This is a genomic window from Variovorax paradoxus (assembly GCF_022009635.1).
Classification (GTDB): domain Bacteria; phylum Pseudomonadota; class Gammaproteobacteria; order Burkholderiales; family Burkholderiaceae_C; genus Variovorax.
Window position 1 is genome coordinate 3,151,715 of the sequence record NZ_CP091716.1, and the last position, 25,791, is coordinate 3,177,505.

Below are 25,791 nucleotides of genomic sequence, written 5' to 3' on the forward strand. Positions count from 1 at the left end.
ACATGACAACAATTTTTGAACTGGTCAAAGACCCCTACGAGCGCAAGGCACGTGTTATCCCTGGCCTTCTTGTGGCCTTACCCGTGCTGGTGCCGCTGTTGTGCGTCTACGGGGCTCGGCACCCTGTGCTTACAGGTGTGATCGGCCTGCTGGGCGGCTGCGGCGCTATCTATGCACTCGCGAGCGTAGCGCGCGGACGTGGTAAAAAACTTGAAGAGATGCTGGTCTCAAAATGGGGTGGCATGCCCACGACCATCGCACTACGCCACCGCGACAAGTTCCTTGATGGTGTCAGCAAGCAGCGTTATCACACGGCGATCACTGCCAAGTTGGGTATCGCCATGCCAACGGCAGAAGAAGAATCAGCAAACCCAGACAAGGCAGACGACATCTACATCGGTGCCACTAAGCGGCTTCGCGAACTCACGCGTTCCAACAAGCAGCTCTTGCTGAAAGAGAACATCGCCTATGGATTTCATCGCAACATGCTGGCGATGAAGCCTGTCGGTATCCTGTCGTGCCTCATGGGCGTCGTCTACGGATTGTTGATTGCAAAGATTTTGCAGGTAGCACCTCTCCAATTTGACTTGGTGCACCTTGCCGATCCAGGGCTTGCCGCAGGCTTGACATTGCTCATTTCGCTGGCGCTACTTGCCGCATGGCTACTGTATTTCGATCAGGACGCAGTAAGGCGGATGGGATTCGTCTATGCGGAACGTTTGTTTGAATGTTTGCCGTCGTTGCCTTCTTCCTCCTCACGGAAGAAAGCCGTAAAACCGACTACAGACTGAGGTTCTGCCCAATCTCCAAACAGGCGTATAGCTCCGCAGGTGTGTCTACCGCTTCCACGTCTTGGGACGAATCGTTCCGCGAGACTCTAGCAAGAGCCGCGTGCTTTCCAGTTCCTTTTGCAGCACATCGGTATCCGGCAGAACCATCCGGTAGTTCGCCGCCATGACCTTGGTGGGTAAGCCCTCCAGCGCATACCGCGCCAGGGCGAGCCCCTTGTCGGCACAAAGAATCAGCCCCACCGGCGGGTTCTCCTCGGGATAGGCCCAGTGTTCCTTGGCATAGTTGCAGTACATGTGCATCTGGCCTACGTCCGCATGCGTCAGACTCCCCAGCTTCAGGTCGATGATGACCAGGCAGCGTAACTTGCGATGGAACAGCAGCAAGTCCACCCGATACCAGGTCTGGTCGATGCGCAAGCGCCGCTGCCGTCCAATGAAGGTGAACCCTTCACCCAATTCGAGCAGGAAGTCTTCCAGCCGCCGGATCAAGGCGGCCTCCAGATCGGACTCCGAATACTCGTCCTTGAGGTCGAGGAACTCCAGCACATAGGGGTCTTTGATGGCATCGCCGGGCGCGACGGCATCTTCGGGCTTGGCCACCGCGCCCTTGGCCAGCATCGCCGCCTTGTTTTTCGACAGCGCCGTGCGCTCGTAGAACTGGCTGCCGATCTGCCGATCCAACTGGCGCACGCTCCAGCCGCCGCGCAAGGCCTCGGCTTCATAGAACTGGCGCGCATGCTCGTCCTTGACCGACAACAGCCGCACATAGGCCGACCACGGCAGCGTGAAGACCTGCGCCAGCTCGTCCAGCCGCCAAGGCCGCACTGGCTCCGGGGAAGATTCGCCAGACACTGTCTGGCGAATTGGCCGGGTCAGAAAAAACGACCGCATCTGCTGCAGGTTCTGACGGCTGAAGCCACGGCCGAACTGCTGGGTGAGGTCGCTTGCCAGCCGCTCGATCAACTGCTCGCCATAACCCGCGCGCCGCTTGCCCTGTTGCTCGGCCTCCACGATGCGGCGGCCAATCTCCCAGTAGCTGGCCGTCATCAGCGCATTGACGCTGCGCGCTGCCGTCTGGCGCGCGGCATCGAGCAGATCCACGATGCCGCCGTGGATGCTGGCGTAGCCGGCAGGCACGGCGGCGGGTGCGACTCCCGCCATCGCAGGCGCCTTCTTGGTCATGCAGCCACCTCCGCAGGCCGCTGCGCCTCGGTGATCGTCTTGCGCCGGTTCGCCACCAGCTCGGCCGCCTTGCGCACCGGATCGTCCTCGGTGTGGACGTAGCGCATGAACATCGCCACGGTCTTGTGCGCCGTCAGCGCCATGCCGACCTTGACCGGGATGCCCGAGTTGGCAATGTCGGTCGCGGAGCGGTGGCGGATGCCATGCGTGCCGACGTGCGTGGCGCCCGCCGCCTTGAGGGCGCGGCTCCAGCCGCCGTAATACTCGCCCGTGGTCAGGTGCTTGCCGGGATGGCTTGGAGACGGCAGCACATAGGGAGTGCCTTCCTGCCGTGGCGCCGTCGAGAGCAGTCGATAGGCTTCCTCGCTCATGGGCTTGGACATGCCGCCCGTCTTGCTGTCCGGCCAGACCACGCGGCGGTTGTCCAGGTCCACCCAATCCCATCGGAGCGTCACGATTTCGGAGCGGCGGCCGGCGAACTCGAATTGAAGGCGGATCGCCAGCGGGATGACGTAGTTCTCCAGACCCTCGGCTTCGATGTGCTCCAGTCGCCGAAACAGCTTGCCCATGTCCTCGTCGCTGATGAGGTGGGTGGCCTTGCCGTTGGGGTACATCGGGACGTGGCGGCAGGGGTTGGTGCCGTCAGGCCGGTGGCCCCACACCTCGGCCAGGTTGAACATCTTGCGCATCACGCTGAAAGCACGGTTGGCCTCGGCCGGCTTGTGCGCCATCTTCTTCATCGCCGTGGCCACGTCCGGGCGCTTCACGTCCTGGACCTTCAAACGGCCCAGCATCGGAACGATGCAGCGGTCGATGACGGCCTGATACCCGCGCTGGGTGCTGGGCTTGTTGCGCTGCTTGGAGTAATCCTCCATGAACTTGGTACACAGCTCCTTGACCGTGGGGGCTGAACGGGCGGCGGCCTTGGCCGCGCTGGGGTCGCCGCCCCGGCGCACCTCGGCCAGCCATTCCTGGGCCAGCGAGCGGGCCTGCTCGACGGTCAGTTCCCCGTACAGGCCCAGGGCGGGCTTGCGCCGCTCGCCAGCGTTCGTGCGGTACTGGAGCATGAACACCTTGCGGCCCGCTGGTGTAACCTTGCACAGGAAGCCGGGCACCAGCGTGTCCCGGAGTTCGACGGCCTGCGCCTGGGGTTGTGCCGCATCGACTGCGGACTTGGTGAGCTTGAGTTTTGCCACGATGACTCCTCGGAAAGACCCGATTCCCAAGAGCCATGTAGGGGCCATCAGAGGGGAAGCCGGGTCAGGTTTCGGAAAGCACCGGCATATGTTGGACTCGCCTAAGTTATTGATAAACCTGCTGTATCGGGCTTCGGCGTAGTCCAGCAAAGTTCGGTGCTGGAGTCATGGTGAAATGAAAAAAGCCCTCGCAAGGAGGGCTCGGTCACTGCGAGAGCGGTCTGGCTGCTTTCAGCAAGCCTTGCCGTGGGCCACATGGGCGCCCTTGGCTTTTGCGTCGGCTTCCGACATGTACGAACCGTGCTTGGTCTTGCCGAAGTACTTGTCGTTTGCGCAGTGGTAGACCTTGCCATTCACCCAGACTTGGCCTGCGGTGGCGCCAGCTGCTGCCGTGGTGGTTGCGGCCGCGGCTGGCTTGGCGGCGGGAGCGGCGGCCGGTGCGGCAGCCGCTGGTGCGGCCTGTGCCGCGGGAGCGGAGCTTGGTGCCGCTGCCGGCGTGGCGGCAGGCTTCTGTGCAAACGCCGACACGGCAAAAACGGTACCAGCGGCCAACAGGATCAGAGCTTTTTTCAAGATGGGCACCTCGAGGGTCACACGAAAACACGTGCATGGTGCTGCCAACGCCCCCGCCAGGTACGGGTTGACTGGGGCACTCCGGCAGCAGTCGTGGACGAGATGTTTTTCACGATTGGTGAAGGTTGTCAGTGGCTTTCGAAGGGCAAATTAACACTTGTGAATTAATTCCTGTACCTCTGGGGCAGGGGCTCCTATCCTCGAGCCCATGATGAAAGCACCAGCCCACATTCTCGACCTCCCCGACGGTTGGACTGCGGATTTCGAGATCGTCCGCACCCTTCATGGCTCCTATGCCGGCATTGCCAGGCTGAGCCTCAGTGGCGTACAGAAGTGCGCGCTGGTCATCACGCAGCAACTGACCTGGGACGGTGCCTTCGAGCGCGCATGCGTTCGGGCCGCGCACTTCGTGCGGGAGTGGATCTCCAGCGCCAGGGAGTGACGGGAGCCGCCTCCGGTGGCCGAATCGACGGGTTGCAGCCTCTCGCCGCAACCCGTTTTTCTTTGGCTGCTTCAGCACCAAGGTTGATTTTTTGAAAACCTTTGGCTTAAAAATGACGAAGAATTGCCAAAAAGTACCGGATTGGAGAAGGCCGGACCTCAGGATTGAGACGCGCGGTCAAGCCCGCAGATGACGAGCCCGCACTCTCGGTATCTGCCCTGCGACGCCAAGTTCGCAGCGATACCGGAGACCGTTTCCCGTCATGTACCTGCATCCTCTTCTAGCCAAGTTGCCTGCTGCCGAGCGCGACATGCTCGTCCAGTCCAGCGAACTGTGCTCCTATCGGCGCAATGCCCATGTTCTCGTCGCCGGGGAATGGACAGACCACATCTACTGTGTTGCCAACGGCCTGTTGCGCGTCGTGGCCCCCAGCGGCAACGATGGCATGGAGGTCACGACCGACTTCATCCGCCCGGACGATTTCTTCCTGGGCCCTTCCCTGAGCGAAGACCGCTACCAGACCAAGCAAGGCTTGATCGCCGCGCTGCCGTCGTCGGTCTACCGGGTGCCCGCCGCAGCGTTGCGCAAGCTGTGTGCAAAGCATCCCGAGGTGGCGCTGGGCTTGCTGGGGCTCGCGATGAAACGCATGTCCGGCATTCGCGGGCAGATGCGCAGCGTGTCGTCGCTGACGTCGGAAGACCTGGTGAGCCGCGTCCTGCGCCAACTGACGTATTTGGCACCTGCGGGGGCCGGTCGCTACGACAAGCGCATCACGCAGTCGGTGATCGCCTCTTACTCGGGGCTCTCGCGCGAGGTGGTCAACAAGACCATGCGTGAGCTGGAGGGCAAGGGGCTCGTTCGTCGGGACGAGGACGGGATTCATGTGTTGCCAGAGTTCAGCGAGGTTCTGGGCCAGCCTCGGGCTTTCGGCAAATCGACCGGGTGCAGCCAACGCATCTAGGGAGCGACTGGCTGCCAGGCGATGAAGGCGAGCGGCGAAATGATCGCGCTGCTCGAAGAATCTTCTAATACCAAGGAATTAGTTCCTAGGTGTGACGCCTCCCCCGTCCTATCCTCGAATCATGAGTTCAACGCAACAACAACTTCTGGTCGAACTGCCCGACGGCTGGTCGAGCCGGATCGATATCAAGCAAACCACCAATGGCCGCTATGCGGGTGTCGCCGAACTGAGCCTGCTCGGACTGAAGTGGGGCGTTCTGGTGTTCATGCAGCAACCGTCGCTGGAAGCCGCGCTGGCACGGGTGCGGCTGAGGGCCAGCCAGTTCGCAAGAGAGCGGCTTTCGCTGGCGGATGTCAAATCGCAGATGCAGCTGCACTGAGGCAGAAACGAAAAAGCCCGCGCAAGGCGGGCTCTTGAAGGTGGTCGTGAACTCTCACGCGGTCCACGGTTACGGCAAATTTTCACTTGCGGAAGCCACCTGTTATTTTTCTCGTCGCAGTGACTTCGACGCGCCGGTGTGAGATTCGGCTTGCCTGGCCAGGCAACGTCCGGACTAGTTCCGAACGAAGGCCGAGTATACCAGGGTCCGCCTGGCTCCAGGTTTTCCTATCCTCCGCATGAAGATTGCCAAACCACGAGCGATGGCAAGAGCGGCACCATCGATGTTCCTCCTGAACAAGACTGGAAGAACATCATGAAGACATTCAAGAAACTCGTCGGCGGTGCAATTTCTCTTGCAGGTGTCGTGGTGATCGTCACTCAGCACCTTTGAAAGGCATGCGTGCCATGCACGCGGCGATGGCCTCGACCGCTTGCTCTTTGGACACGGTCGGACCGACGTATGCGCATGCCGCCGATGTAGTTCCCCGCACCCGCCCACAGAGCAATCGGCAGGCGAAAGCCAACTGAAAGTTTCCCCTGCTCTTCGTGTGATCGGGCCTCGCGCCCGAATTGCGCTTCGATTGGATGCCTTCCAGCGGAAGGGCTCCTGTAGCCGTTCGCACGGCCATTGCGCCGGCACGGCCTTGCCTGGGCCACAGGCACTCATCGAACATTGTTTACAAATGTGAGCTGGAACACATCCGCGGGCCGAAAGCACATGCCAACGGCTACTGTAATCCGTAGTATTCATTTTGTTTCAATTCATGTCCTACGGAGCTTGCAACGTGATGGTTCACAGATCCTCGTTCTTCCGAACGTACAAGCCACGGCGTGCCGTGTGCGGGTCTGCCTCACGAACGCGTGGCGCCGATGAGTCGAGGGCCACGTCCATGCCGTATTCCTAGCCGCCCCAGCGCGGGCGCAAGCGTTCTCCGCTTGCCGTAGCGCACTCCTTCGCCGTGACCCGATAGCCGATCGCAAGGCCTTCTGAAAAGAAGGCTGCAGCGTCTGGCGGCTGTCGTGCGCGCGTCGATTTTTCAGTCTCCGGTTCGAACCCGCGTTGCCACGTGGGACGGCCGACTGTTGCCGCAAGAAACGCGGTGGCTCTTTCTTCTCTTGTGTGAATTCGACGCAGAAATTTTCGATCGAGGATGCAATGCCCGCTCTCTCTCCACTGACAACCTGGCCCCTCGGCGCGGACATGCCCGCCGAATGGGCACCGCGTGCGTCGGCGGAGGGCGATGCCGCAAATGACCGCACGCCGCGCGATACGCATGACGCGCCGGAAACGCGCATTCCCTTCGCGGACTCGGTGCCTTTCATCTCCACCGTGCCCGCCGAGCTCTTCGCGCGCCAGCCGCGACACAGGCCCTGCGCCTACGTCTTCATCGCGAACCTGCCGCACCTCGCCGAAGCCTACGGGCAAGACTTCGCATCGAGCGCGAGCCGCGAAATCCAGCGCCGCCTTTGCGCCAACTTCCTGCGCTCCGCCGAGACCGATCTCGCCCGCCTGCGCGACGACTGCTTCCTGCTCTGGGCCAACGATGCCTTCGCCACCGGCACCGTGCGCGCCGGCGCATCCGTCAGCCGCGAGCTCGAGACGCTGCTGTCCGAACTCGGCGCGGAGCCGGTGCGCGCCAAGGGCATCACCGCGATGGCGCAGCTGCATGCCGACTGGATCGAAGTGCGCCCGCCCGAGCAGCTCGGCGCCGCCGAGATTGAACTCACGCTGTGGACCGCGCAGCCCTTCCCCGATTCGGGCGAGAGCAGGGCGGACGGATGGCGCCAGCGTTACCGCGCCGACATGGACGTCGCGGTGCGCGTCAGCGAAGCCGTGCTGGCCGAGGGCCTGAGCTTCGGATGGCAGCCCGTGGTGCATGCGGGCGGCATCGCCACCATCTTCTATCGCGAAGGCCGTCCGCGCATTGCGCCGGGCCGCGGCGAACCCGCGTCGCTCGCGCCTGAAGTATTTCTGCCGTGCCTGCAACGCCTGGGCCTTGCGCGCGCCTTCGACCGTCTCGTGATGCGGCGCGCGATGGAAGCCTTGCGGCTGCGGCCTTCGGCGCACATCGGCGTGCGCATCAGCGCGCAGAGCGCCAAGCTCGACCACTGGTGGGCCTCGCTGCTTTCGGCGCTCGACGACGAATATGCGCTGGCCTCGCGCCTGGTGATCGAGATCGCCGGCAGCGGCGGCCTGGCCGACCTCGAAGCTGCGCGCGACTTCTGCGCGCAGCTGCAGTTGCGCGGCTGCCGTATCGCACTGCGCGACTTCGGCGCCGGCGGCGACAACCTGGCCGCCGTGCAGGCCTGCCGCCCCGACATCGTGAAGCTCGACGCGTCCTTCCTGCGCCGTGCGCGCAGCGGTGCCTTCGGCCGCGAGTGCCTGCAGGGAATGGTCTCGCTGTGCGGGCACTTCGCGACGCACGTGGTGGTCGACGGCGTCGAGCGCGAGGACGACGTGCACATCGCCCTGGCCGCTGGCGCGCAGTGGCTGCAGGGTTACAGCGTTCGCGGCAGCGAGCCGCAAAGCCATGCCGAGGCGTCCGCCGCCCGGGGCCAACAGGTGGACTGCCCATGAACATGCCGACTGACCTGCACCTTCGCCTTGCCCGGTTGAACACCGAGCTGCTCCAGCTGCAGCGCGCGGTGCAAGACCTGATGCAGCAATGCGTCATGCACTCGGACAACGCGAGCGCTGACGACATCGTCGCCAAGGCCCAGTACCTGGCGCTCGAAGCCGCATTGCGCATGCCCGACGCGCGCAGCACCACGCGCGCATGACCCCGCTTCCCTTTTCAACGTTCTCTTTCTCCCGCAGAAATCCTATGCCTACCCAACTCGTCCTGGTTCACCCCGGTGCGTGCGATCTCCGGTTGCTCCGCCGCTTGTCTTTCGTTTCGCTCCGGCACTGCGTGCGACTGGGCGTGCATGCCTTCTTCGTGGCCGCGGCCGTGGGGGCTTCGGCCAACAACGTGGGCGAGAACAGTGCGTGGCAGTTCCAGTCTTCCGCGGACAAGGCCAACCAGGCCGCGATCCAGGACATGGTCCAGCGCAAGAAGGCCGGCAGCTACGGCGCGGCCAACTACACCACCAACACCTACATCGGCAAGCAATACAACTGCGACGTCACTGCCACCGCGCAGGGCAACCAGGGCACCAACAGCACGGTCGCCAATTCGCCCAGCACCAGCGGCGCCGCCGCCAACTCCACGGGCAACGCCAACACCGGCTACGGCGGCGCGGGCACGGTGACGACGGGCCAGGCCAACACCGGCACCGTCGGCTCGTTCGTGAACGGCTCCACCGCCAGCAACGTGCAGGGCCTGTCCAGCCAGGCACTGAACTCCAACCAGACCAATACCGGCAACCAGAGCGCCAGCGTCAGCGGCAGTTCGGCCTGCGCATTCGGCGCGCTCAACTGACAGGGAAGAAGAAAGAATGATCTCGTTCGAGTCGATCCGCGCATTGCCGCGCCTGAAGAAGACAGCCGCGTCGCGCGGCCTCCTCGCGGCGGCCGCCGTCATGAGCCTGGCCGGTTGCGTGACCGCGCCGCAGCAGCAGCTCGCGCCCAAAGAAGCACCCATCGTGCTCGGCCCCGCCGTGCGCGAGAACATCACGCCGATGGAGGCCACGCTCGCCTGCTTCGGCGACCACGTGGCCGCCATGCAGCGCCCGCCCATCGTCATCACCGTGGGCGACGTGAAGGACTACACCGGCAAGTACAGCATCAACGAAGGCAATGCCATCACGCAGGGCGGCGCGCTGATGGTGTATTCGGCGCTCGGCAAGCTGGGCGGCGCGGTGCAGGTGGCCGAGCGCTTCGACCCCGTCATCGCCGAACGCGAACTCGGCTATGCCGACCGCCGCCAGCTCGGCGACGGCCGCACCCACCAGCTTGCCGGCCCCAACGGCGGCCAGGTGGTGCCGTGGCTGCCGTACTTCGGCGGCTCGATCAACAAGTCCGACTACTTCATCGTCGGCGGCATCACCGAGCTCAACTACAACATCAACTCCGGCGGTGCGGAAGTTGCCGTGAACCAGGTGGGCATCAAGGCCCGAACCTTCAGCCAGTCGGTGGGCGTGGACCTGCGCATCGTCGACACCAAGACGCTGATGGTCATCAAGACCATCAGCCTGACCAAGCAGTTCAACGGCTACGAGGTCGGCTTCAACGTCTTCCGCTTCTTCGGCAGCAAGCTGTACGACATCGACGTCGGCGCCAAGGGCCAGGAGCCGGTGCAGATGGGCGTGCGCGCCGCGCTCGAAGAAGGCGTGGTGCGCCTGGTGGCGGCCGTCTCCAAGGTCGACCCCGAGCCCTGCCTGGGCATGCGCATGTACGACCAGCTGCAGATGGTGCCGGCAGAGAAGCTGCGCAAGGTCGCCAACCCGCTGGTCGACTCGACCGGCGCACCGGTGGTGCAGGGCGAGGCCGTCAACGCGGCCAGCCAGACCGGTGCCAGCCTGTCGGGCTCCAGCGTGCAGATCCCGTTCGAGTTCGGCGCCGCCGCGCTCACCGGCGGCACGCTGAACCTGCTCGACCAGATCGCCGCGTCCGCGGCCAAGGGCGCGACCGATGTCGTGCTCGTGGCACGCGACACCGAGAACTGGGATGCCGGCAAGCGCGACATGCTGACCGACCAGCGCATCGGCGTGGTCACGTCGGCGCTCGCGTCGCGCGGAATCGCGCCCGGCGGCATCAACGTCACATGGCGGCCTGACAAGGCGGACACGTCGATTCATCGCGACGGTCCCGGCCTGCAGGAGATCGCCAGGCTCCGCGTGCAGGGCGCGGGGAGGGGTGGACCGGCCCGCACGGTCCGCGAGGAGAACGCAACCGGAGGGAAGTAACCGACACCGAGCCCGAAACCGCATTACCACCACCACACCCCATCACATCGCCGGATCGAGTCAGTTCGCAACCAAGACAGTCATTCGATCCAACAAGGAACATCCATGAAGAAGAATCGCAAGAACATCGGCCGCACCGCCGCCACCCCGGTGCTCGGCAGCGTCGGCCTCGCCGTGCTCGCCGTCCTGATGGGCAGCGGCGCGCAAGCCGCCGACATCAGCTTCGGCACAGTGACCCCCGTGACGGTCACCGGCCACAAGACGGTGGACAGCGTGCAGGTCAGAACCGACGACACCACCGCCAACGGTTCGAGCAACACGATCGGCATCACCGTGACCGGCGTGCAAACCGGCACCAGCAACACGACGACCAACAACCAGGTCAAGCCGACGGCCATCGGCAACACCTTCACCAACTCGATCGACCTGTCGCTCACCGGCGCCGTTCCTGATTCGAACGTCGAAGGCTCGGCTTCGCTCGGCCTGCAGACCAACAGCGGCGTGGTGTCCAGCACCGCCAACAACAACACGGTGAAGGTCGACCTGACCGGCTTCACCAACGGCAGCGCCGCGAACACCGCCAACACCATCGCGGCCAGCACGACGCTGAACAGCGGCTCGTCGACCATCGCCGGCACGGTGCCTAACGGCTACACCTCCACGGTCCCGGGCTCTGCCGGCGTCAGCTACACGCCGACCGGCAGTGTCGCCAGCTCGCAGGGCAGCATCGCGATCACGTCGGCGCAGACCGGCACGGGCGCTTCGTCTTCCGCAGAGGCCACCGGCAACGATGTCACGCTCAGCCTGAGTTCGCCCACCAGCGCCACCGTCAGCGCCGGCCCGGTGCTCGACAACAACACGGTCTCGTCCACCCTCAAGGGCAATGCCGCGACCAGCACCGCCAGCATCCAGGCCGGCGGCGCGCCCACTTTCACCGGCTCGGCCGTGGTGTCTAACCTGCAGCTGAACCAGGCTACCACCGCCGGCGTGACGCACAGCGCCGTTACCGAAGGCACGAGCGTCCTGGCGACTGTCGGTGGCGACGCCACGGGCGTCACCAACACCCTGGCGGGTGGCCTGTCCGTTCAGGGCAACACCATTTCGAGCGCTGCCACCGGCAATGAATCGCTGGGTGCCGCGGGCGTCGCGGGCAACCGCATCCTGCTGGGCGACGGCGTGTCCGTCGCCGGTGCCGGCAGCCCGGGTGTCAATACCGCCAGCTTCAACGCCGGCAACCTGTCGAACGGCGTGTCGGCCGACTTGGCGATCCTCAACAGCCAGGGCAACGTCCGCGTTTCGCTGTCGAGCAAGACGCAAGGCGCCGGGGTCGGCGCGGCCGTGCAGTCGCTCGACAACGGCTCGGTCAACCTGTCGGGCAACAGCGTGACTTCGGCTGCCACCGGCAACGCGGCTTCGAGCGCCATCGCCAGCGGCCAGGACGCGGCTTCGTTCGCTGCCACCACCGCGCTGGCCAGCCAGCAGAACAACTATCGCGCGAGCGTGGAGGCCCTCACCGGTCCGTCGGTGGTCGGCGTCATCTCCGGCTTCGAAGACGGCACCAACAACGCCAGCAGCGTGACCGTGGGCAACAACCGCACCGCGGCCACCGCCTATGGCAGCACCGTCAGCCAGAACCTGTCGCTCCAGGCGAACGCGCTGCCCCTGGGCGGCGCCGCCTCGCTGAGCGGCGGCAGCACGCCCGACGGCAATGTGTTCGCCGTCGGCGCGGCGACGGTGTCGAACCTGCAAGGCAACTACGCGGGCGCGGTCGGCGCGGTGAACTCGTTGTCGATCGTCGGCCTGAGCGCCGACTCGCGCGGCACCGGCGGCGACACCATCAAGGCTAGCTCCTTCTCGGTCACCGGCAACACCCAGGAAGCCGTTGCCGTCAGCAACAGCGCCGGCAACGCGCTGTCGCTCACGGGCACCAGCGTAGGTTCGGGCGCCGGCGTGGCCAACGTGCAGGTTGTCGACGGCAATTCGTCGGTGGAAGCCCAGCTCCTCGGCGCCACGGCCACTGCGTACCTCGGCACGCATTCGACCGACAGCAGCGTGGCGCTCACCAACAACCTGCAGCGCGCGGTCGGCTATGCCAACTCGGCATCCAACACCCTGAACGTCGCGGCCAACAGCGCCAACGTCGCTTCGGTGACGGCACCCGCTTCGATCGTGACGCCTGTCGGCAACAACGTGAACGCCGGCTACAGCGTGCTGAGCAACCAGTCGGCGCTCGGCGACGTGACCGCCACCGCAGCCGGCACCGCGCAGATCCTGCCGGTCAGCTCGCTGCAAGTGCTGATCGAAGGCAACGTGACCCGCGGCACCGTCACCAACGAAGGCAACGCCTACGTCGGCGCGGCCTACGGCAACGACGTGGCCAACAGCGCGAAGCTCGCGCTGGGCACCGGCGTGACCACCACCGGCTTCTCGTCGGTGGCGAACGTGACCAGCGTGCAGAACGTGGCCGGCGCCGTTGCGGCAACCGCTTCCGGCGGCTCGGTGGTGAACACGAGCATCGAGGACAACCTCGCGAACTCTTCGGTCTCCACGTCGAACAACCAGATCCAGGCACTGGCCGTCGGCAACCGCGCGAGCGGCAACACGCTGTCGGTGACGGGCAATGCGCTGTCCACCGCCAACACCGCCGCCGCCCGCCTGGGCGCCGTGTCGAACGGTGGGGTGCTGACCACCGACGCTTCGTTCAGCGTGCAGAACGTGCAGACCGGTTCGGGTTCTGTCATCGCCTCCCAGCGTGACATGACCACGAACCCGGCCGCGCCGACCGCCGCACAGGTGCGCACGTCCATCGGCGGCTCGGTCACGGGCTCCACGGTCGCATCGAATGGCAACAGCTCCAGCGCTTCGGCCACGAGCAACAGCGCGACCAACGGCCTGACTCTTGCCGGCACCACGATCGCCACTTCCGGCGCGCTGCAGAACGCGCAGAGCACCAGTGCCGACGTGAGTGCGCTGATCGGTCTGGCGGGAACGGCCGCGGTTGCACCGTCGCCGGCTGTCCCGTTCCAATATCAGGGTAAGGGGACTCTGAGCGGCACGTTCGACGCTGGGACGGACACGTACCTGCTGGCCTCCGGCTCGGTGGTCACGACCACCGTGACGAGCGAGGCGCAAGCAGCGTACCTGGCGGCGAATGGCTGGACACGCACGACACCCACCTCGCTGGAACTTCATCGGGACCTGTCGGGCACGACCATCAGCAGTTCGCTCTATAACGCGCTGAACACGCCAGTCGGAAATACGTACGCCGGGATCATTCCGGCTTCGGGCGGCTCTCCCGCCGTTCCGAACCAGGGCGGCGTCACTGTCGCCGTGGCCGGCGCGGTCACCAATTCGCAGCTGAGCGTCAACGGCAACACCGCCAATGGCGCGGTCACCGGCAACACCGCAACCAACAGCGTGTCCGTCACCGGCGGCAATATCGCTGCGGGCAGCGGCAACACCGTGGCCACGGCGGGCAACCTGCCGCTGGCAGCCGGTACCGGTGCGCAGGCCGACCATGCGCTGTCGAACGTGCAGCAAGTGAACGAAGGCGCAAGTCTCACGACCAGCGTGTTCGGCACCTATGCCGTCGACACCACCGCGGGCGCCGCCATCTCCGGCTCGACCGTGAGCGTGTCGAACAACAGCCAGCGCGGCAGCGCGGTCGCCAACACGGCGTCCAACAGCGTCGCCCTGAGCGGCAACAGCGTGGCGACCATCACGGCCCTGTCGTCGCAGCAGGGTAGCGCGGCAGCCGTCTCGGCCAGCTCGGCCCTCGAGCTGTACGCACCGGGCGCTGTGTCGAACTCGTCGGTTGCTCTCACGGGCAACAAGAACGTGTCGCTCGGCGTGATCAACGACGTGACCAACACACTGGCCGTCAGCGGCACCAACGTGACGCCCGTCGGCGCCGCCGTCAATGCCAACCTGACCTCGGCCACCGCCACCGGCGACCATGTGTTGAAGAACAACCAGGTTGCCACGACCAGCGTCGCCAGCACGGCAAGCACGCGCCTGTACAACCAGGACCAGTTTGCAGCCGCCACCACGGGCCTGGTCAACAGCAGCGTGACCGTCACCGGCAACAGCACCACGGCCGAGGCTTCCGCCAACCGCGCCGACAACAGCGTGGCCCTGAACGGCGCTGCGCTGCAAGGTGCCAACGCCGGCCTGGTCAACACGCAGAACAGCTCCGCGGCAGTGACGTCCAACGCCACCACCTCGGCCACGTTCCAGCTGAACGGCACCGCACCGGCCACGGCCGCGGCACTGAACAGCGGCGTGACGATCGACGGCAACAGCACCACGGCGCTGGCTCGCGGCAACGCAGCCACCAACGCGCTGAACGTTGCGGCAGGCAGCAGCTACGGCACCTCGACCGCGGCGACGGCAGGCAGCACGCCGGCTGGCACGCAGGCCACGGCCGCAGTGCTGAACACCCAAGGCAACACGGGTGCGGTGACCTCCAACGCCACGGGGACCTACCAGGTCGCGCTGAACGGCGTGGGCACGGGCACCGCCCCTGGCCTGACCAACGGCACCGCTGCCATCACGGGCAACACCGTGGCGGCACAGGCGTACGGCAACAGCGCGACCAACACGCTGACCGTGACTGCGCCGGCCACCGGCCGTCCGACCGCTGCCATCGGCAACTACCAGACCAACAGCGGCGCCATCGTCGCGACGGCCACTGGTGTGAGCTACGGCGCGGGTGTGACGGGTGCGGTCAGCGGCAGCACGCTGCGCGCCGCGGGTAACCAGGTCACCGCCACGGCGGTGGGCAACTCCGCCGTGTCGACGATCGCGTCGGCCCGCTAAGGGTTGCCGCTCCAGCCCCGGCGAAACCTCTTTCGCCGGGGCTTCTTGTCCGCCCGGGCCGCTTGCGCGGTCCGGCGTCGCAGGCCCCAAGGGCGGGGCCGTGCCGGGTTGGGCATGCCGTACGCCGGTTTCGGAACGATCCGCATCGTCCCCGGCTCGCCCTCTCGCCAGGAACACCTTCAACCATGTATCTGCATCCCCTCATAGCCAATGTGCCGCCCGCCGAGCGCGCGGCCCTGGTCCAGTGCAGCGAGTTGCGCTCGTACCGGCGCAACGACGTCGTGCTCAACGCCGACGAATGGACGGACCGCATCTACTGCGTGGCGGGCGGCCTCTTGCGCGTGGTCGCGCACGGCCGCGAAGACGGCGGCGACGTCACCACCGACTTCATTCGCCAGGACGATTTCTTTCTCAGCCCCTCATTCAGCGAAGACCGCTACCAGGCCATGCAGACGCTCGTCGCCGCCTTGCCGTCTTCTGTCTACCTCGTGCCCGTGGCGGCCGTGCGCAAGCTGTGCGGGCTGTACCCCGAAGTGGCCATCGGCCTGCTGGGCCTAGCCATGAAGCGCATGTCGGTCATTCGCGGGCAACTGCGCCGCATTTCCGCGCTGTCGTCCGAAGACCTGGTGAGCCGCGTGCTGCACCAGCTGACGCAGCTGGCCCCGGCCGTGACCGGCGGCTACGACAAGCGCATCACCCAGTCGGTGATCGCCTCTTACTCGGGCCTTTCGCGCGAGGTGGTCAACAAGACCATGCGCGACCTGGAGAGCCGCGGCCTCGTTCGGCGCGACGAGCACGGCGTGCATGTGGACGCCGATTTCGCGGCCACCGATTTCGGCGGCCTGCTGCCATTGGAAGAGAACCTCTCGCACATCGCGCCGCACCAGGCCAGCCCGATGTTCGCGCCCGACATGTTCGAAACGCCGCGCGGGTCGCCCAGCCGGGCCGGCAAGTCCGGGCGGCCCTGAGCGGGCCGTTTTTCAGGGGCGCGGAATCAGCGGCGAAGAAGGCACCACCGGCGGCGGACGCTGCGGGTAGACCGAGGTGCCGAAGGTGTTGCCCATGCGATTGCTGGTTGCCGCCTGGTTGAACAGGCCCAGCTGATTGGACGGCCTTTGCGTGATGGCCTCCGAGGCCAGGCCCGGCTGGGCGCCATCGGGGCCGCGCGGCGGCGCCGTGGGCTGCAGCTTCTGTGTCAGGCAGGAATAGGAGGGTGTGCGTTCACCGTTGACCACCACCTCCACGCAACTGTCGGCGCCCGCCGCCGGCGACTGTTGCGCCGGCTCGGTCGCTGCCGCACCGCCGAAGCCGCATGCCGCCAGGACGGCGACGCCATACATCAAGAACTCGCGCATCCTCGCACCTCCAAGATTCGTTCTGGTCGCCTGCCGCAGCGGCGGCGAACCGGTCAGTCTAGGCACAGCACAAGTCATCGTAAAGACGCGGGCCGGACATTCAGCCGAAGGTGAAGACGTAGGCCTGCGCGCCCGCGTCGAGGAACTCGATCTCGAACAGCCGGTCCGCGCCGTTCGCCGACTGGCGCACGAGCTGGTAGAGACGCTGCGTATCGATGGTGCCGTCGCCCTGCGCGTCGGTGTCGGTGCCGTGGTCCGCGAGCGGCGGCTTGCCGTCGATCCGCACGCGAAAGCGCACCGGCGTGCCGTCGGCCGACGGGCCCAGCACCAGGTGCAGGTCGCGCGCGTGGAAGCGGTAGGCGATGCGCCCCTGCGCCTTGCCCAGCACAGCGCGTTCGGCGCCCACGGTCCATTCGCCGGAAAGCGCCCAGCGGTTCTCGCGCAGCGAAGAAGGCGCCTGGTACACGCGGGCACGGTCGCTCGCGATGCCGCCGGGCGACGCGAAATTGCTCGCGCGCTCGTAGCCCAGGTAGGTCTCGCCCGAGAGGGCAGGCGACGCGCCGGCCGCCGCCTGCGTGCCCTGGCCTTCGGGCGACACCAGCGGGCCGGCCGCTGCGCCGCGCCCCGCCTCAGCCAGCAACTGCTGGATGACCTGCTCCGACTTCTCGTAGCCGCCTTCGCCGAACTGGTGATGGCGGATGCGCCCCTGCGCATCGACGAAATACAGCGCCGGCCAGTACTGGTTGCCGAACGCGCGCCAGATGGCGTAGTTGCTGTCCACCGCCACGGGAAAGCCGATGCCCAGGTCCTTCGTCGCCTTGCGCACGTTGGCAGGCAGCTTCTCGAACGCGAACTCCGGCGCATGCACGCCGAGCACGACCAGTCCGGCGTCTTTGTACTTGTCGGCCCAGGCGCGGACGTAGGGCAGGGTGCGCAGGCAGTTGATGCACGAGTAGGTCCAGAAATCGACCAGCACCACCTTGCCGCGCAGGCTCTCGGCGGTGAGCGGCGGCGAGTTGATCCACTCGGTGGCGCCCGCGAGCGGCGCAATCGCGCCTTCGTCGCGCAGTGCCAGCGCGGGGCGAGGCGCGGCTGTCGATGCGAGCATCAGGCCGCTGCGGTCGAACGATGCCCGCGGCGCGCTCGGCATGTTCGTGCCGACCTTCTCCACGAGCGCCTTCTCCAGCGCCGAGGTGGTGCCGAAGGACAGCTGGCTCAGCAGCCCCGTGTCCAGCCCCGAGGCGATGGCGCCCACGCCCGCGAGCACCGCCACGCCGGCACCGCGCCGCACCCATTCGCCGGTGCGAAGCGATCCCTTCAGCATCGCGAACAGCCGCCCGCCGAACAGGAGCGCCGCCGCCAGCGAGGTGCAGGCGCCCACCGCGTAGGCCAGCAGCAGCAGGGAGGTGCCGATGCTCGCGCCGTTGAGCGCCGCTCCCGTGAGGATCAGGCCGAGGATCGGCCCCGCGCACGGCGCCCACAGCAGCCCCGTGCCCACGCCCAGCAGCAGCGGCGCGAACACCGAAGACTGCGAGCCGCCAGGGCTCGCCAGCCGAAGGCCCAGCGCCACCAGCGGGCGGCTCATGCGCTGCGCCAGCGATGGCACCAGCAGCGCGAGGCCGAAGAGCGCGAGCATCGCGATGGCCGCGTAGCGCCCGTACTGGTTCGCCGCCACCACCCAGCCGCCGCCCACGGCCGCCAGCGTGGCGACCGCGGCGAAGGCCAGTGCCATGCCCAGCAGCAGGGGCAGTCCATGAGAGCGGAACGGCCGGCCGGCACTCGCGAAGACGAAGGGCAGCACCGGCAGGATGCACGGGCTCAGGATGGTGAGCACACCACCCAGGTAGGCAACGATGAGAAGGAGCATGGTCGGTTCTCCGAACGGTGATTGAAGAAAAAAAGAGCGAGCGATGCCTGCGCGGCCTCGCCGTGCGAGCCGCTGGTTCAGGAAGGACGGTGTGGTGGGGAGGCGGTCAGCCCGGCAATGCAGCCCGCGTGTACATGGTCAGCCGGGCCTCGAGTCCGCCTTCGTCGCGGTTGCGCAGCGTGAGCTCGGCACCCATCGCCATCGCGAGCTGATGCGCGATCGCCAGGCCCAGCCCGGTGCCGCCGGTGCTGCGGTTGCGCGAGTTCTCGACGCGGTAGAAGGGCTTGAGCACGTTCTCCAGATCGTCCGGCGGAATGCCCGGCCCGTTGTCGACCACCAGCAGCGCCAGCCGGTCGCCGTCGATGCGCACCTGCAGGCGGACGTCGGTGCCGAACTTCAGCGCGTTGTCGATCAGGTTCGTGAGGATGCGGCGCAGCGCGTTCGGCCGCGTCACGATGGGGGCGCCCGCGCGGCCTTCGAGCAGCACGCGCTCGCCCGAGTCTTCGTAGTCGGCGAGCATGCTCTCGAACAGCGCGTCGGCGTCGATGCGGCAGGGCGGCTCGGTGGCGCCGTGCAAGGTGCGCGCATAGGTCACGCCCTCGCGCACCAGCGCGTTCATCGCGTCCAGATCCTGGCGGAATTTGCCGCGGTCCTGTTCGTTGTCCATCAGGTCGGTGCGCAGCCGCATGCGGGTGATGGGCGTCTGCAGGTCGTGCGAGATGGCCGCGAGGATCTCCACGCGCTCGGCCATGTAGCCGGCAATGCGCTTTTGCATCGCGTTGAAGGCGCGTGCGGCGTGCGCCACTTCGGTCGGGCCGTCTTCCGAGAGTTGCTGGCCCTTGAGGTCGGGGCCGAGTTCGTCGGCCGCGTCCGCCAGCTGCGCGAGCGGGCGCGTCACCAGCCGCACTGCGTACCAGGCGCACACGGCCAGCACGAGCAGCTGTATCCAAAGCAGCCACATCACCCAGCTGGACACCGGCATGTCGACCCGGCGCGCATGCACCACCAGCGTGGAGCCGTCCGACAGCCGCACCTCGATCTGCAGGCCCTCGCGCGGCGAACTCACCTGGCCGACCTTGACGATCTGGAACGGCCGCATCGCGTCGACGATGGCCTTGGCGAACTGCCGCGACATGGCAGTGTCGGGCGGCGTGCCCTCGGCGCTGCCGCCCAGCACGAAGCGGTAGTTGCGCCGCTCCAGCCGCGCGAGCCAGCTCTCGCGCTCGGCCGCCGGCAGCCGGTCGAGGATGGCGACCGAGCTCGCGATGTCGCGCTCGATGCCGATCATCATCAGCTCGCGCAGCGCCATGCCGCGTTCGTAGCGGATGGCGGCGAAGGTGAGCAGCTGCGCGATCGCAAGGCCGATGACGATGATCAGCGTCACGCGGGAAAAGAGCGATCGGGGCGTGAGCCGGCGCAGGCCGATGGCGGGCGCGGGGAGGCTGGCGGTGTTGGGCATGGGCTGGTTTATAGGTCCGGGGCGGGGCCGGTTGTCGCTTCTTTGTATTGCAGTGTGTACGGCCGGGGGGCGGGACATGGAACATTACCTGCGTTGCGGGTTGGCCGCTTCGCGCGGCGGCTTTGTATGCCCCTGTATCCCGCGTCGCGGGCATACACGGGCATACAAGAACCCCTGTTGCACGACACATGCCGCATACATCCGCCCGGTTCAATCGTTCCATCGCCACTCATTGAACGAAAGAAGGAACGCACATGACCGCACAACCCATCAATCGCCAGCGCCGCCACCTGCTCGGCGGCGCCGCCGCCAGCCTTGCCGCCGTGCAACTGGCCTTCATGGGCAGCGCCCAGGCAGCCGGCATCGGCGCCAGCGCCGGCACGACGCGCAAGCTGGAGCCGATCCGCCAGATCAAGGCCGGCGAGCTCGACGTGGGCTATTACGAAGCCGGTCCCGCCGACGGCATTCCGGTGCTGCTGCTGCACGGCTACCCCTACGACATCCACAGCTATGCCGATGTCGCGCCGCTGCTCGCGGCCCGGGGCTGCCGCGTGATCGTGCCGCACTTGCGCGGGCACGGCAGCACGCGCTTTCTCGACAGCGCCAATCCGCGCTCGGCGCAGCAGGCGGCGGTGGCGCTCGACCAGATCGCGCTGCTCGACGCGCTGGGCATCGACCGTGCGGTGATCGTGGGCTATGACTGGGGCGCGCGCACCGGCTGCATCATGGCGGCGTTGTGGCCCGAGCGCTGCATCGGGCTGCTGTCGGTCAATGGCTACATCATGACCAACCGGCCCGGCAACCAGAAGCCGCTGCCCGCCAAGGTGGAACTGGGCTGGTGGTACCAGTACTACTTCGCGACCGAGCGCGGCCGCCTCGGGCTGGAGGCGAACCGGCGCGACATCGCCCGCATTCTGTGGAGCACGAACTCGCCCAAGTGGGCCTACGACGACGCCACCTTCGAGCGCACAGCGGCGTCGTTCGACAACCCCGACTACGTGCAGATCGTCATCCACAACTACCGCTGGCGGCTGGGCCTGGCCGATGGATTTCCGCAATACGAAGCGTATGAAAAGCGCCTGGCCGCCTTCCCCAGCATCAAGGTGCCCACGATCACCATGGACGGCGACTCCGACGGCGTGGTGCCCGCTACCGACGGCACCGCCTATGCCGCCAAGTTCACCGGCCCGCGCACCCACCTGGTGGTGAACGCCGGACATAACGTGCCGCAGGAAACGCCGCAGGTGTTTGCCGACGCGGTGTGGAGGCTGGCTTCGGCGCGCGGCTGATGCCCTCCGGCGCAACGTAGTGTGGCGCGCCGGCCTGCCGGATACACAGGCATACAAAGCCGCCGGCCCGGCGGCGCGGCCGGGCTACATTGCGGGCTGCCCGATCTTCTGGGCTGCACCATCGCACCGCCATGAACGCCAAGACTTCCGACCACATCCTCATCGTCGACGACGACCGGGAAATCCGCGAACTGCTCACAACCTATCTCGTGAAGAACGGCCTTCGCGTGGCGGCCGTGCCCACGGGCCGGCACATGCGCGCGGCGCTGGAGGAGTCGGGGCCGTTCGACCTGATCATCCTGGACCTGATGCTGCCGGGCGAAGACGGCCTCACGCTGTGCCGCGACCTGCGCACCGGCAAGTACAAGGCCACGCCGATCCTGATGCTCACCGCGCGCAGCGAGGAGGCCGACCGCATCCTGGGCCTGGAGATGGGCGCCGACGACTATCTGGCCAAGCCTTTCTCGGCGCGCGAGCTGCTGGCGCGCATCCGGTCGGTGCTGCGCCGCACGCGCATGCTGCCGCCGAACATGCGCTCTACCGAAGCGGCGTCGAAGCTGGCGTTCGGCGAGTGGCAGGTGGACACGACCGCGCGTCACTTGCTGGACGACAGCGGGGTGATGGTGGCGCTGAGCGGCGCCGAATACCGGCTGCTGCGCGTGTTTCTAGATCATCCGCAGAAGGTGTTGAGCCGTGACCAGCTGCTGAGCCTGACGCAGGGGCGCGAGGCGGAGTTGTTCGAGCGATCCATCGACCTGCTGGTGAGCCGGTTGCGCCAGCGGTTGCGGGACGATGCGCGGGAGCCGCGCTACATCAAGACGGTGCGCAGCGAGGGCTATGTGCTGGCGGCGTCGGTCGAGCCGGTGGACTGACGCGGGGGACGCGGGTCTACACTTTCGGAATGATCAAAGCTCTATTCCTGCCGTTGAGTGTTCTGCTGATCACCGCATGCGCACAGCCTGCGCCGCCACCGCGGGTCGGCATGGCGAATCCGGCCTCGGTCTATTGTCAGAGCCTAGGGGGCAAGACGCTCATGAGGTCGAACGACAAGGGGCAGTACGGGGTTTGCCAGTTGCCGGATGGCACGCAGATCGAGGAGTGGGAGCTCTATCGGCGCGACCATCCTGCGAAGTAGGGCGGCCTCGCTACGACGGCTTGCGTGGGCGCAGGCCGTCCGACTGCCTGGCGGTGATGCATTGGCAGCTCACCGGGTTGCGTATTTCGTGCGCGATGCCGCCTGAGAGGAAGAGCAGGGCTAGCCAGAGTTTCTTCATTGCCATTGTTCCGGGTTTGGTTTTCTTGATGCTGTGTTCGGGGCGCGTGCACAGGGCACCCTGCCGGTGCTCGGCTGATCAACAAATGCCCTGAAGCAGCCAGCATCAAGACCCCACAGGCAAAGGCTCGGCCAGCAACGCCTGGATCTTCTTCTCCGTGGCGCCATAGCTGCCCTCGCCGAAGTGCGAGTAGACGATCTTTCCCTGCTTGTCGATCAGGTACACGGCGGGCCAGTACTGGTTCTTGAAGGCCTTCCAGGTGCCGTAGCTGTTGTCCTGCGCCACGGCATGGGTGATCTGCAGGCGCTGGATCGCGTCCTTCACGTTCTTGGTCGACTTTTCGTAGGCGAACTCGGGCGTGTGCACGCCCACCACGACGAGGCCCTTGTCCTTGTACTTCGCGTTCCAGTCTTTCACGTAGGGCAGGTGGTTGAGGCAGTTGATGCAGGTGTAGGTCCAGAAGTCGACCAGCACGACCTTGCCGCGCAACTCCTCGAGCTTGAGCGGCTGGGAGTTGAGCCAGGTGTCGATGTTCTGGAAGTCGGGGGCAGGCTGGGCCTGCGCGGCGGGAATGTCGCCGCCCAGCGGCGGTGCCGCGAAAGTCAGCGTCAGGGCTGCCGCTGATGCCGCGATGGCTACAGCGAAGAAGGTGGCGGGAGAGCGCAGTCGCATGATGGTGATTCCTTCTTGAAAGAGTGATGGGTGCTCGATGAGCGAGGCCCATTCTTCGGCGCGTTCGCCCTCGTCGGGGTGCATTGCGTATGCCTCTGTATCCGGCGCGGGAACGCCACACACTACGTTTCGCGCAAGGCCGCGCAAACCAAACGTCACATATCGGTCATGCGCGCCGGATAGGCTCGCCCGCACGCCAGACAGGCCGCAATCGACAAGACACACGCGGCCGCACTCCCAACAGATCCCTTCGTTGCCGACTCCCCGCCACATGACTCGTACTTCCGCATCGGGCGGTGCCCTGACACTGTCCTGGTGTCTTGTCATGGCGCTGTGGATCGGCGCGGCCCACGCGGCCACGACCTCGGCCGAAGACGGCGGCGCGGAACTGCTGCGCTTCGATCTGCCGGTGCAGCCGCTGGAGATGTCGCTTGCGGTGTTCGGCCGCGTCACGGGTTATTCGGTGCTGGTCGCGAGCAGTCTCACGGCCGGCCGCGAGGCCGCCGCGGTGCAGGGCGACTACGCACCACGCGACGCGCTGCAGCAAATGCTGATGGGCACCGGCCTCGCCGCGCGCTACACCGCGACCAATGCATTCACGCTCGTGCCGCTGTCGGCCGAATCGGCGGCGGAGGACGCAGGCAGCGCGCGCTCCGCGAAGGCGCAGGCCGAAGCGGTGGAAGCGCTGCGCATCCAGGCCGGCTATGCCGCCGTGCTGCAGTCGTCCATCACCCGTGTGCTGTGCACCGTGCAGCCCGACACCTTCGGCCGTTACCGGCTCGGCATCCAGCTTTGGATCGACCCCGCCGGCCTCGTGAGCGGCACTCGGCTGCTCGAGGGCAGCGGCCAGGGCGCGCGCGACGCCACGGTGCTCGCGAGCTTGCGCGCGCTCGAGTTGGACGCGCCGCCGCCGCCCGGCATGGCGCAGCCCATCACCATCCTGCTGACGCCGCGCGCCGACCCCGCGCGCGACTGCCGGCCGTACCGCGTCCGCGCGGCCGGCTGAGGCAAGGCACGCATGCCGGACTCGATCAAGGCCGCGCTGCGCGCGCTGTTCCTCGCGCGCTACGCCCAGTTCAGGAAGCATCTGCAGATTCGGCTCGGCTCCGAAGATTTGGCCAATGACGCGCTGCAGGAGGCTTATCTGCGCGTGGAAAACACCAACGTGCGCAGCGCGGTGCGCTACCCGTCGGCCTACCTGTTCCGCATCGCGCTCAACGTGGCGGAAGACCAGCGCAAGAGCAACTCGCGCCTGCTGAGCGTGGGCGAGGTCGAGGAGCTCTACGACATGGCCGACGAAATGGCCGACCCCGCGCGCGGCGCCGAGGCCCGCAACGAGCTGGAGGCGCTGGAGCGCGCACTGGCCGAGCTGCCGCGCCGCCGCCGCGCCATCGTGCTGGCGGCGCGCGTGGACGAGATGCCGCACAAGGACATCGCCGCGCGCTACGGCGTGTCGGCGCGCACCGTCGAAAAAGAATTGCGCGCCGGCCTGGAGCACTGCTGCGAGCGACTGGGGCGTGATTTCATCCAGCGCTTCGGTCCCGGCGCGGGAAAACAGTCTAAGCGTGATGGCAGCTGAAGAATCCGGGGAAACCGAAGCGATGAAGACCATGCAACGCGAAGCACAGGCCTGGGTGGTGCGGCTCGGCTCGCAACAGGCCACCGAAGACGATGCGCTCGCTTTCCGGCGCTGGTGCGCGCAAAGCCGCGCCCATGCCGACGCCTTCGTGCGCGCCCGCGAGGTCTGGCAGGCAATGGCGCCGGCCGCGCTGCGCGTGCGGCAGCAGGCCGAGCGCGAGGCGCGCCGGCGCATGCCGGTCGCGGGGCGGCGCGCGCTGCTGGGCGGCGCGGTCGCGGCGTCGGTCGCCTACCTGGCGGTGTCGCCGCCGCTGGGGCTGTGGGCTTCGGTCACGGAGTGGGGCGCCGACTACCGCACCGCCACCGGCGAGCAGCGCGAGGTGGCCATGGCCGACGGCGCGGTGTTGCAGATGAACACGCAGACGCGCGTCAACCTGCAGCGCAGGGGGGAAGGCGGCGAGAGCATCGAGCTGCTGGCAGGCGAGGCCGAGGTGGTCACCGAAGCATCGGCCGTCGCGCGCGTCACCGTGGCCGCGGCGGGCGGCACCGTGTCTGCGGTGCGCGCGCGCTTCAACATCCGCAACCTCGACGGCGAAGTGTGCGTGACCTGCCTCGCGGGCCAGGTCGAGGTGGCGCGCGGCGCGCAGCAGGTGCGGCTCGACGAAGGGCGCCAGCTGCGCTATGGCGCTGCGGGGCTCGGCGCGGTGGCCGCGGTCGACACCGGGCCGGTGAGCGCATGGCGGCGCCGCCAACTGGTGTTCAACCAGGTGCCGCTGTCGGAAGTGGTGGCCGAGGTCAACCGCTACCGCCACGGCCGGCTGGTGCTGACCAGCGAGGCGCTCGGGCGCAGCAAGGTGCAGGCGAGCTTTTCCATCGACCGGCTCGACGACGTGGCCATGCTCGTGCGCGACGTGTACGGCGCACAGCTCACGCAGCTGCCCGGCGGCATCGTGCTGCTGGGCATGGCCAAGGCCTGAGCGGCCCGCAAAGCCGCTTCATGAAGATTTCGTGACATGGTGCAGTCGCGCAGCGCCTTCGCTGTCATAGCTCGGTAGACCACGGGCCGTCCACCTTCCGGGTGCGTGCTTCGTGGCATCGATTCGAG

General features: G+C 66.8%; 24 protein-coding genes. 16 read left to right on the forward strand and 8 right to left on the reverse strand.

What is annotated here, in order from left to right:
• Positions 1-2 precede the first annotated feature (2 nt).
• Positions 3-791, forward strand: coding sequence for a hypothetical protein (locus tag L3V85_RS14655; protein ID WP_003056223.1), 789 nt, complete (start codon positions 3-5; stop codon positions 789-791).
• Between the two features lie 45 nt (positions 792-836).
• On the opposite strand, the gene L3V85_RS14660 is transcribed toward L3V85_RS14655, so the two are convergent.
• The 3 genes from L3V85_RS14660 to L3V85_RS14670 all read right to left on the reverse strand — a co-directional run bounded on the left by L3V85_RS14660 (position 837) and on the right by L3V85_RS14670 (position 3,742).
• Positions 837-1,973, reverse strand: a complete 1,137-nt coding sequence (locus tag L3V85_RS14660; RefSeq protein WP_012436199.1) for a PDDEXK nuclease domain-containing protein — start codon at positions 1,971-1,973, stop codon at positions 837-839.
• A complete protein-coding gene (locus L3V85_RS14665) occupies positions 1,970-3,169 on the reverse strand; it encodes a tyrosine-type recombinase/integrase (RefSeq protein WP_003056225.1) in 1,200 nt (399 codons plus the stop codon). Before L3V85_RS14665 ends, L3V85_RS14660 begins: the two co-directional genes overlap by 4 nt.
• Positions 3,170-3,400: 231 nt before the next feature.
• A complete protein-coding gene (locus tag L3V85_RS14670; RefSeq protein ID WP_237679858.1) occupies positions 3,401-3,742 on the reverse strand; it encodes a hypothetical protein in 342 nt (113 codons plus the stop codon).
• Between the two features lie 208 nt (positions 3,743-3,950).
• Here L3V85_RS14670 and L3V85_RS14675 point away from each other — a divergent pair, with 208 nt between their 5' ends.
• The 9 genes from L3V85_RS14675 (at position 3,951) to L3V85_RS14715 (ending at position 16,160) form a co-directional block, all read left to right on the forward strand.
• The gene (locus L3V85_RS14675) at positions 3,951-4,184 is read left to right on the forward strand and encodes a hypothetical protein (protein ID WP_237679859.1); all 234 of its coding nucleotides are present in this window, start codon (positions 3,951-3,953) and stop codon (positions 4,182-4,184) included.
• Between the two features lie 262 nt (positions 4,185-4,446).
• Entirely contained in the window at positions 4,447-5,145 is a 699-nt protein-coding gene (locus L3V85_RS14680; protein WP_237679860.1) for a Crp/Fnr family transcriptional regulator, read from the forward strand.
• Positions 5,146-5,266: 121 nt separating this feature from the next.
• Positions 5,267-5,524, forward strand: a complete 258-nt coding sequence (locus L3V85_RS14685; protein WP_237679861.1) for a hypothetical protein — start codon at positions 5,267-5,269, stop codon at positions 5,522-5,524.
• Positions 5,525-6,727: 1,203 nt separating this feature from the next.
• Positions 6,728-8,104: an EAL domain-containing protein gene (locus tag L3V85_RS14690; RefSeq protein ID WP_237679862.1), complete on the forward strand. Its 1,377-nt coding sequence runs from the start codon at positions 6,728-6,730 to the stop codon at positions 8,102-8,104.
• Entirely contained in the window at positions 8,101-8,307 is a 207-nt protein-coding gene (locus tag L3V85_RS14695) for a hypothetical protein (RefSeq protein ID WP_081266675.1), read from the forward strand. Before L3V85_RS14690 ends, L3V85_RS14695 begins: the two co-directional genes overlap by 4 nt.
• A gap of 104 nt (positions 8,308-8,411) precedes the next feature.
• On the forward strand, positions 8,412-8,948 hold the full coding sequence (locus L3V85_RS14700) for a hypothetical protein (protein ID WP_237679863.1): 537 nt from the start codon (positions 8,412-8,414) through the stop codon (positions 8,946-8,948).
• A gap of 16 nt (positions 8,949-8,964) precedes the next feature.
• Positions 8,965-10,374, forward strand: coding sequence for a CsgG/HfaB family protein (locus L3V85_RS14705; RefSeq protein ID WP_237679864.1), 1,410 nt, complete (start codon positions 8,965-8,967; stop codon positions 10,372-10,374).
• A 105-nt stretch (positions 10,375-10,479) separates the two neighbouring features.
• Positions 10,480-15,192: a beta strand repeat-containing protein gene (locus L3V85_RS14710; protein ID WP_237679865.1), complete on the forward strand. Its 4,713-nt coding sequence runs from the start codon at positions 10,480-10,482 to the stop codon at positions 15,190-15,192.
• Between the two features lie 185 nt (positions 15,193-15,377).
• Positions 15,378-16,160 (forward strand): Crp/Fnr family transcriptional regulator, encoded by a 783-nt coding sequence (locus L3V85_RS14715; protein WP_237679866.1) that lies wholly within the window; start codon positions 15,378-15,380, stop codon positions 16,158-16,160.
• Between the two features lie 12 nt (positions 16,161-16,172).
• On the opposite strand, the gene L3V85_RS14720 is transcribed toward L3V85_RS14715, so the two are convergent.
• From L3V85_RS14720 to L3V85_RS14730, 3 genes are all read right to left on the reverse strand, one after another.
• A complete protein-coding gene (locus tag L3V85_RS14720; protein WP_237679867.1) occupies positions 16,173-16,547 on the reverse strand; it encodes a hypothetical protein in 375 nt (124 codons plus the stop codon).
• 100 nt (positions 16,548-16,647) lie between these two features.
• The gene (locus L3V85_RS14725) at positions 16,648-18,414 is read right to left on the reverse strand and encodes a cytochrome c biogenesis protein DipZ (RefSeq protein ID WP_237679868.1); all 1,767 of its coding nucleotides are present in this window, start codon (positions 18,412-18,414) and stop codon (positions 16,648-16,650) included.
• Positions 18,415-18,520: 106 nt separating this feature from the next.
• On the reverse strand, positions 18,521-19,873 hold the full coding sequence (locus L3V85_RS14730) for an ATP-binding protein (RefSeq protein WP_237679869.1): 1,353 nt from the start codon (positions 19,871-19,873) through the stop codon (positions 18,521-18,523).
• A 254-nt stretch (positions 19,874-20,127) separates the two neighbouring features.
• Here L3V85_RS14730 and L3V85_RS14735 point away from each other — a divergent pair, with 254 nt between their 5' ends.
• The 3 genes from L3V85_RS14735 to L3V85_RS14745 all read left to right on the forward strand — a co-directional run bounded on the left by L3V85_RS14735 (position 20,128) and on the right by L3V85_RS14745 (position 22,297).
• A complete protein-coding gene (locus L3V85_RS14735; protein WP_237679870.1) occupies positions 20,128-21,162 on the forward strand; it encodes an alpha/beta fold hydrolase in 1,035 nt (344 codons plus the stop codon).
• A gap of 131 nt (positions 21,163-21,293) precedes the next feature.
• On the forward strand, positions 21,294-22,034 hold the full coding sequence (locus tag L3V85_RS14740) for a response regulator (protein ID WP_237679871.1): 741 nt from the start codon (positions 21,294-21,296) through the stop codon (positions 22,032-22,034).
• Positions 22,035-22,063: 29 nt separating this feature from the next.
• Positions 22,064-22,297 (forward strand): putative hemolysin, encoded by a 234-nt coding sequence (locus L3V85_RS14745; RefSeq protein WP_237679872.1) that lies wholly within the window; start codon positions 22,064-22,066, stop codon positions 22,295-22,297.
• Between the two features lie 10 nt (positions 22,298-22,307).
• Here the strand turns inward: L3V85_RS14745 and L3V85_RS37330 are convergent, their stop codons facing one another.
• The gene (locus L3V85_RS37330) at positions 22,308-22,436 is read right to left on the reverse strand and encodes a hypothetical protein (protein ID WP_272934795.1); all 129 of its coding nucleotides are present in this window, start codon (positions 22,434-22,436) and stop codon (positions 22,308-22,310) included.
• Between the two features lie 105 nt (positions 22,437-22,541).
• The gene (locus L3V85_RS14750) at positions 22,542-23,108 is read right to left on the reverse strand and encodes a thioredoxin family protein (protein ID WP_237679873.1); all 567 of its coding nucleotides are present in this window, start codon (positions 23,106-23,108) and stop codon (positions 22,542-22,544) included.
• Positions 23,109-23,379: 271 nt separating this feature from the next.
• On the opposite strand from L3V85_RS14750, the gene L3V85_RS14755 reads away from it, so the two are divergent.
• From L3V85_RS14755 to L3V85_RS14765, 3 genes are read left to right on the forward strand one after another with little or no spacing between them, the layout of a single operon-like run.
• A complete protein-coding gene (locus L3V85_RS14755) occupies positions 23,380-24,114 on the forward strand; it encodes a secretin and TonB N-terminal domain-containing protein (RefSeq protein WP_237679874.1) in 735 nt (244 codons plus the stop codon).
• Positions 24,115-24,126: 12 nt separating this feature from the next.
• Positions 24,127-24,687 carry an RNA polymerase sigma factor gene (locus L3V85_RS14760; protein WP_237679875.1) on the forward strand — a complete coding sequence of 187 codons (561 nt, stop codon included), beginning with the start codon at positions 24,127-24,129 and terminating at the stop codon, positions 24,685-24,687.
• Between the two features lie 31 nt (positions 24,688-24,718).
• Positions 24,719-25,663 (forward strand): FecR family protein, encoded by a 945-nt coding sequence (locus L3V85_RS14765; protein ID WP_237679876.1) that lies wholly within the window; start codon positions 24,719-24,721, stop codon positions 25,661-25,663.
• Positions 25,664-25,791 lie beyond the last annotated feature (128 nt).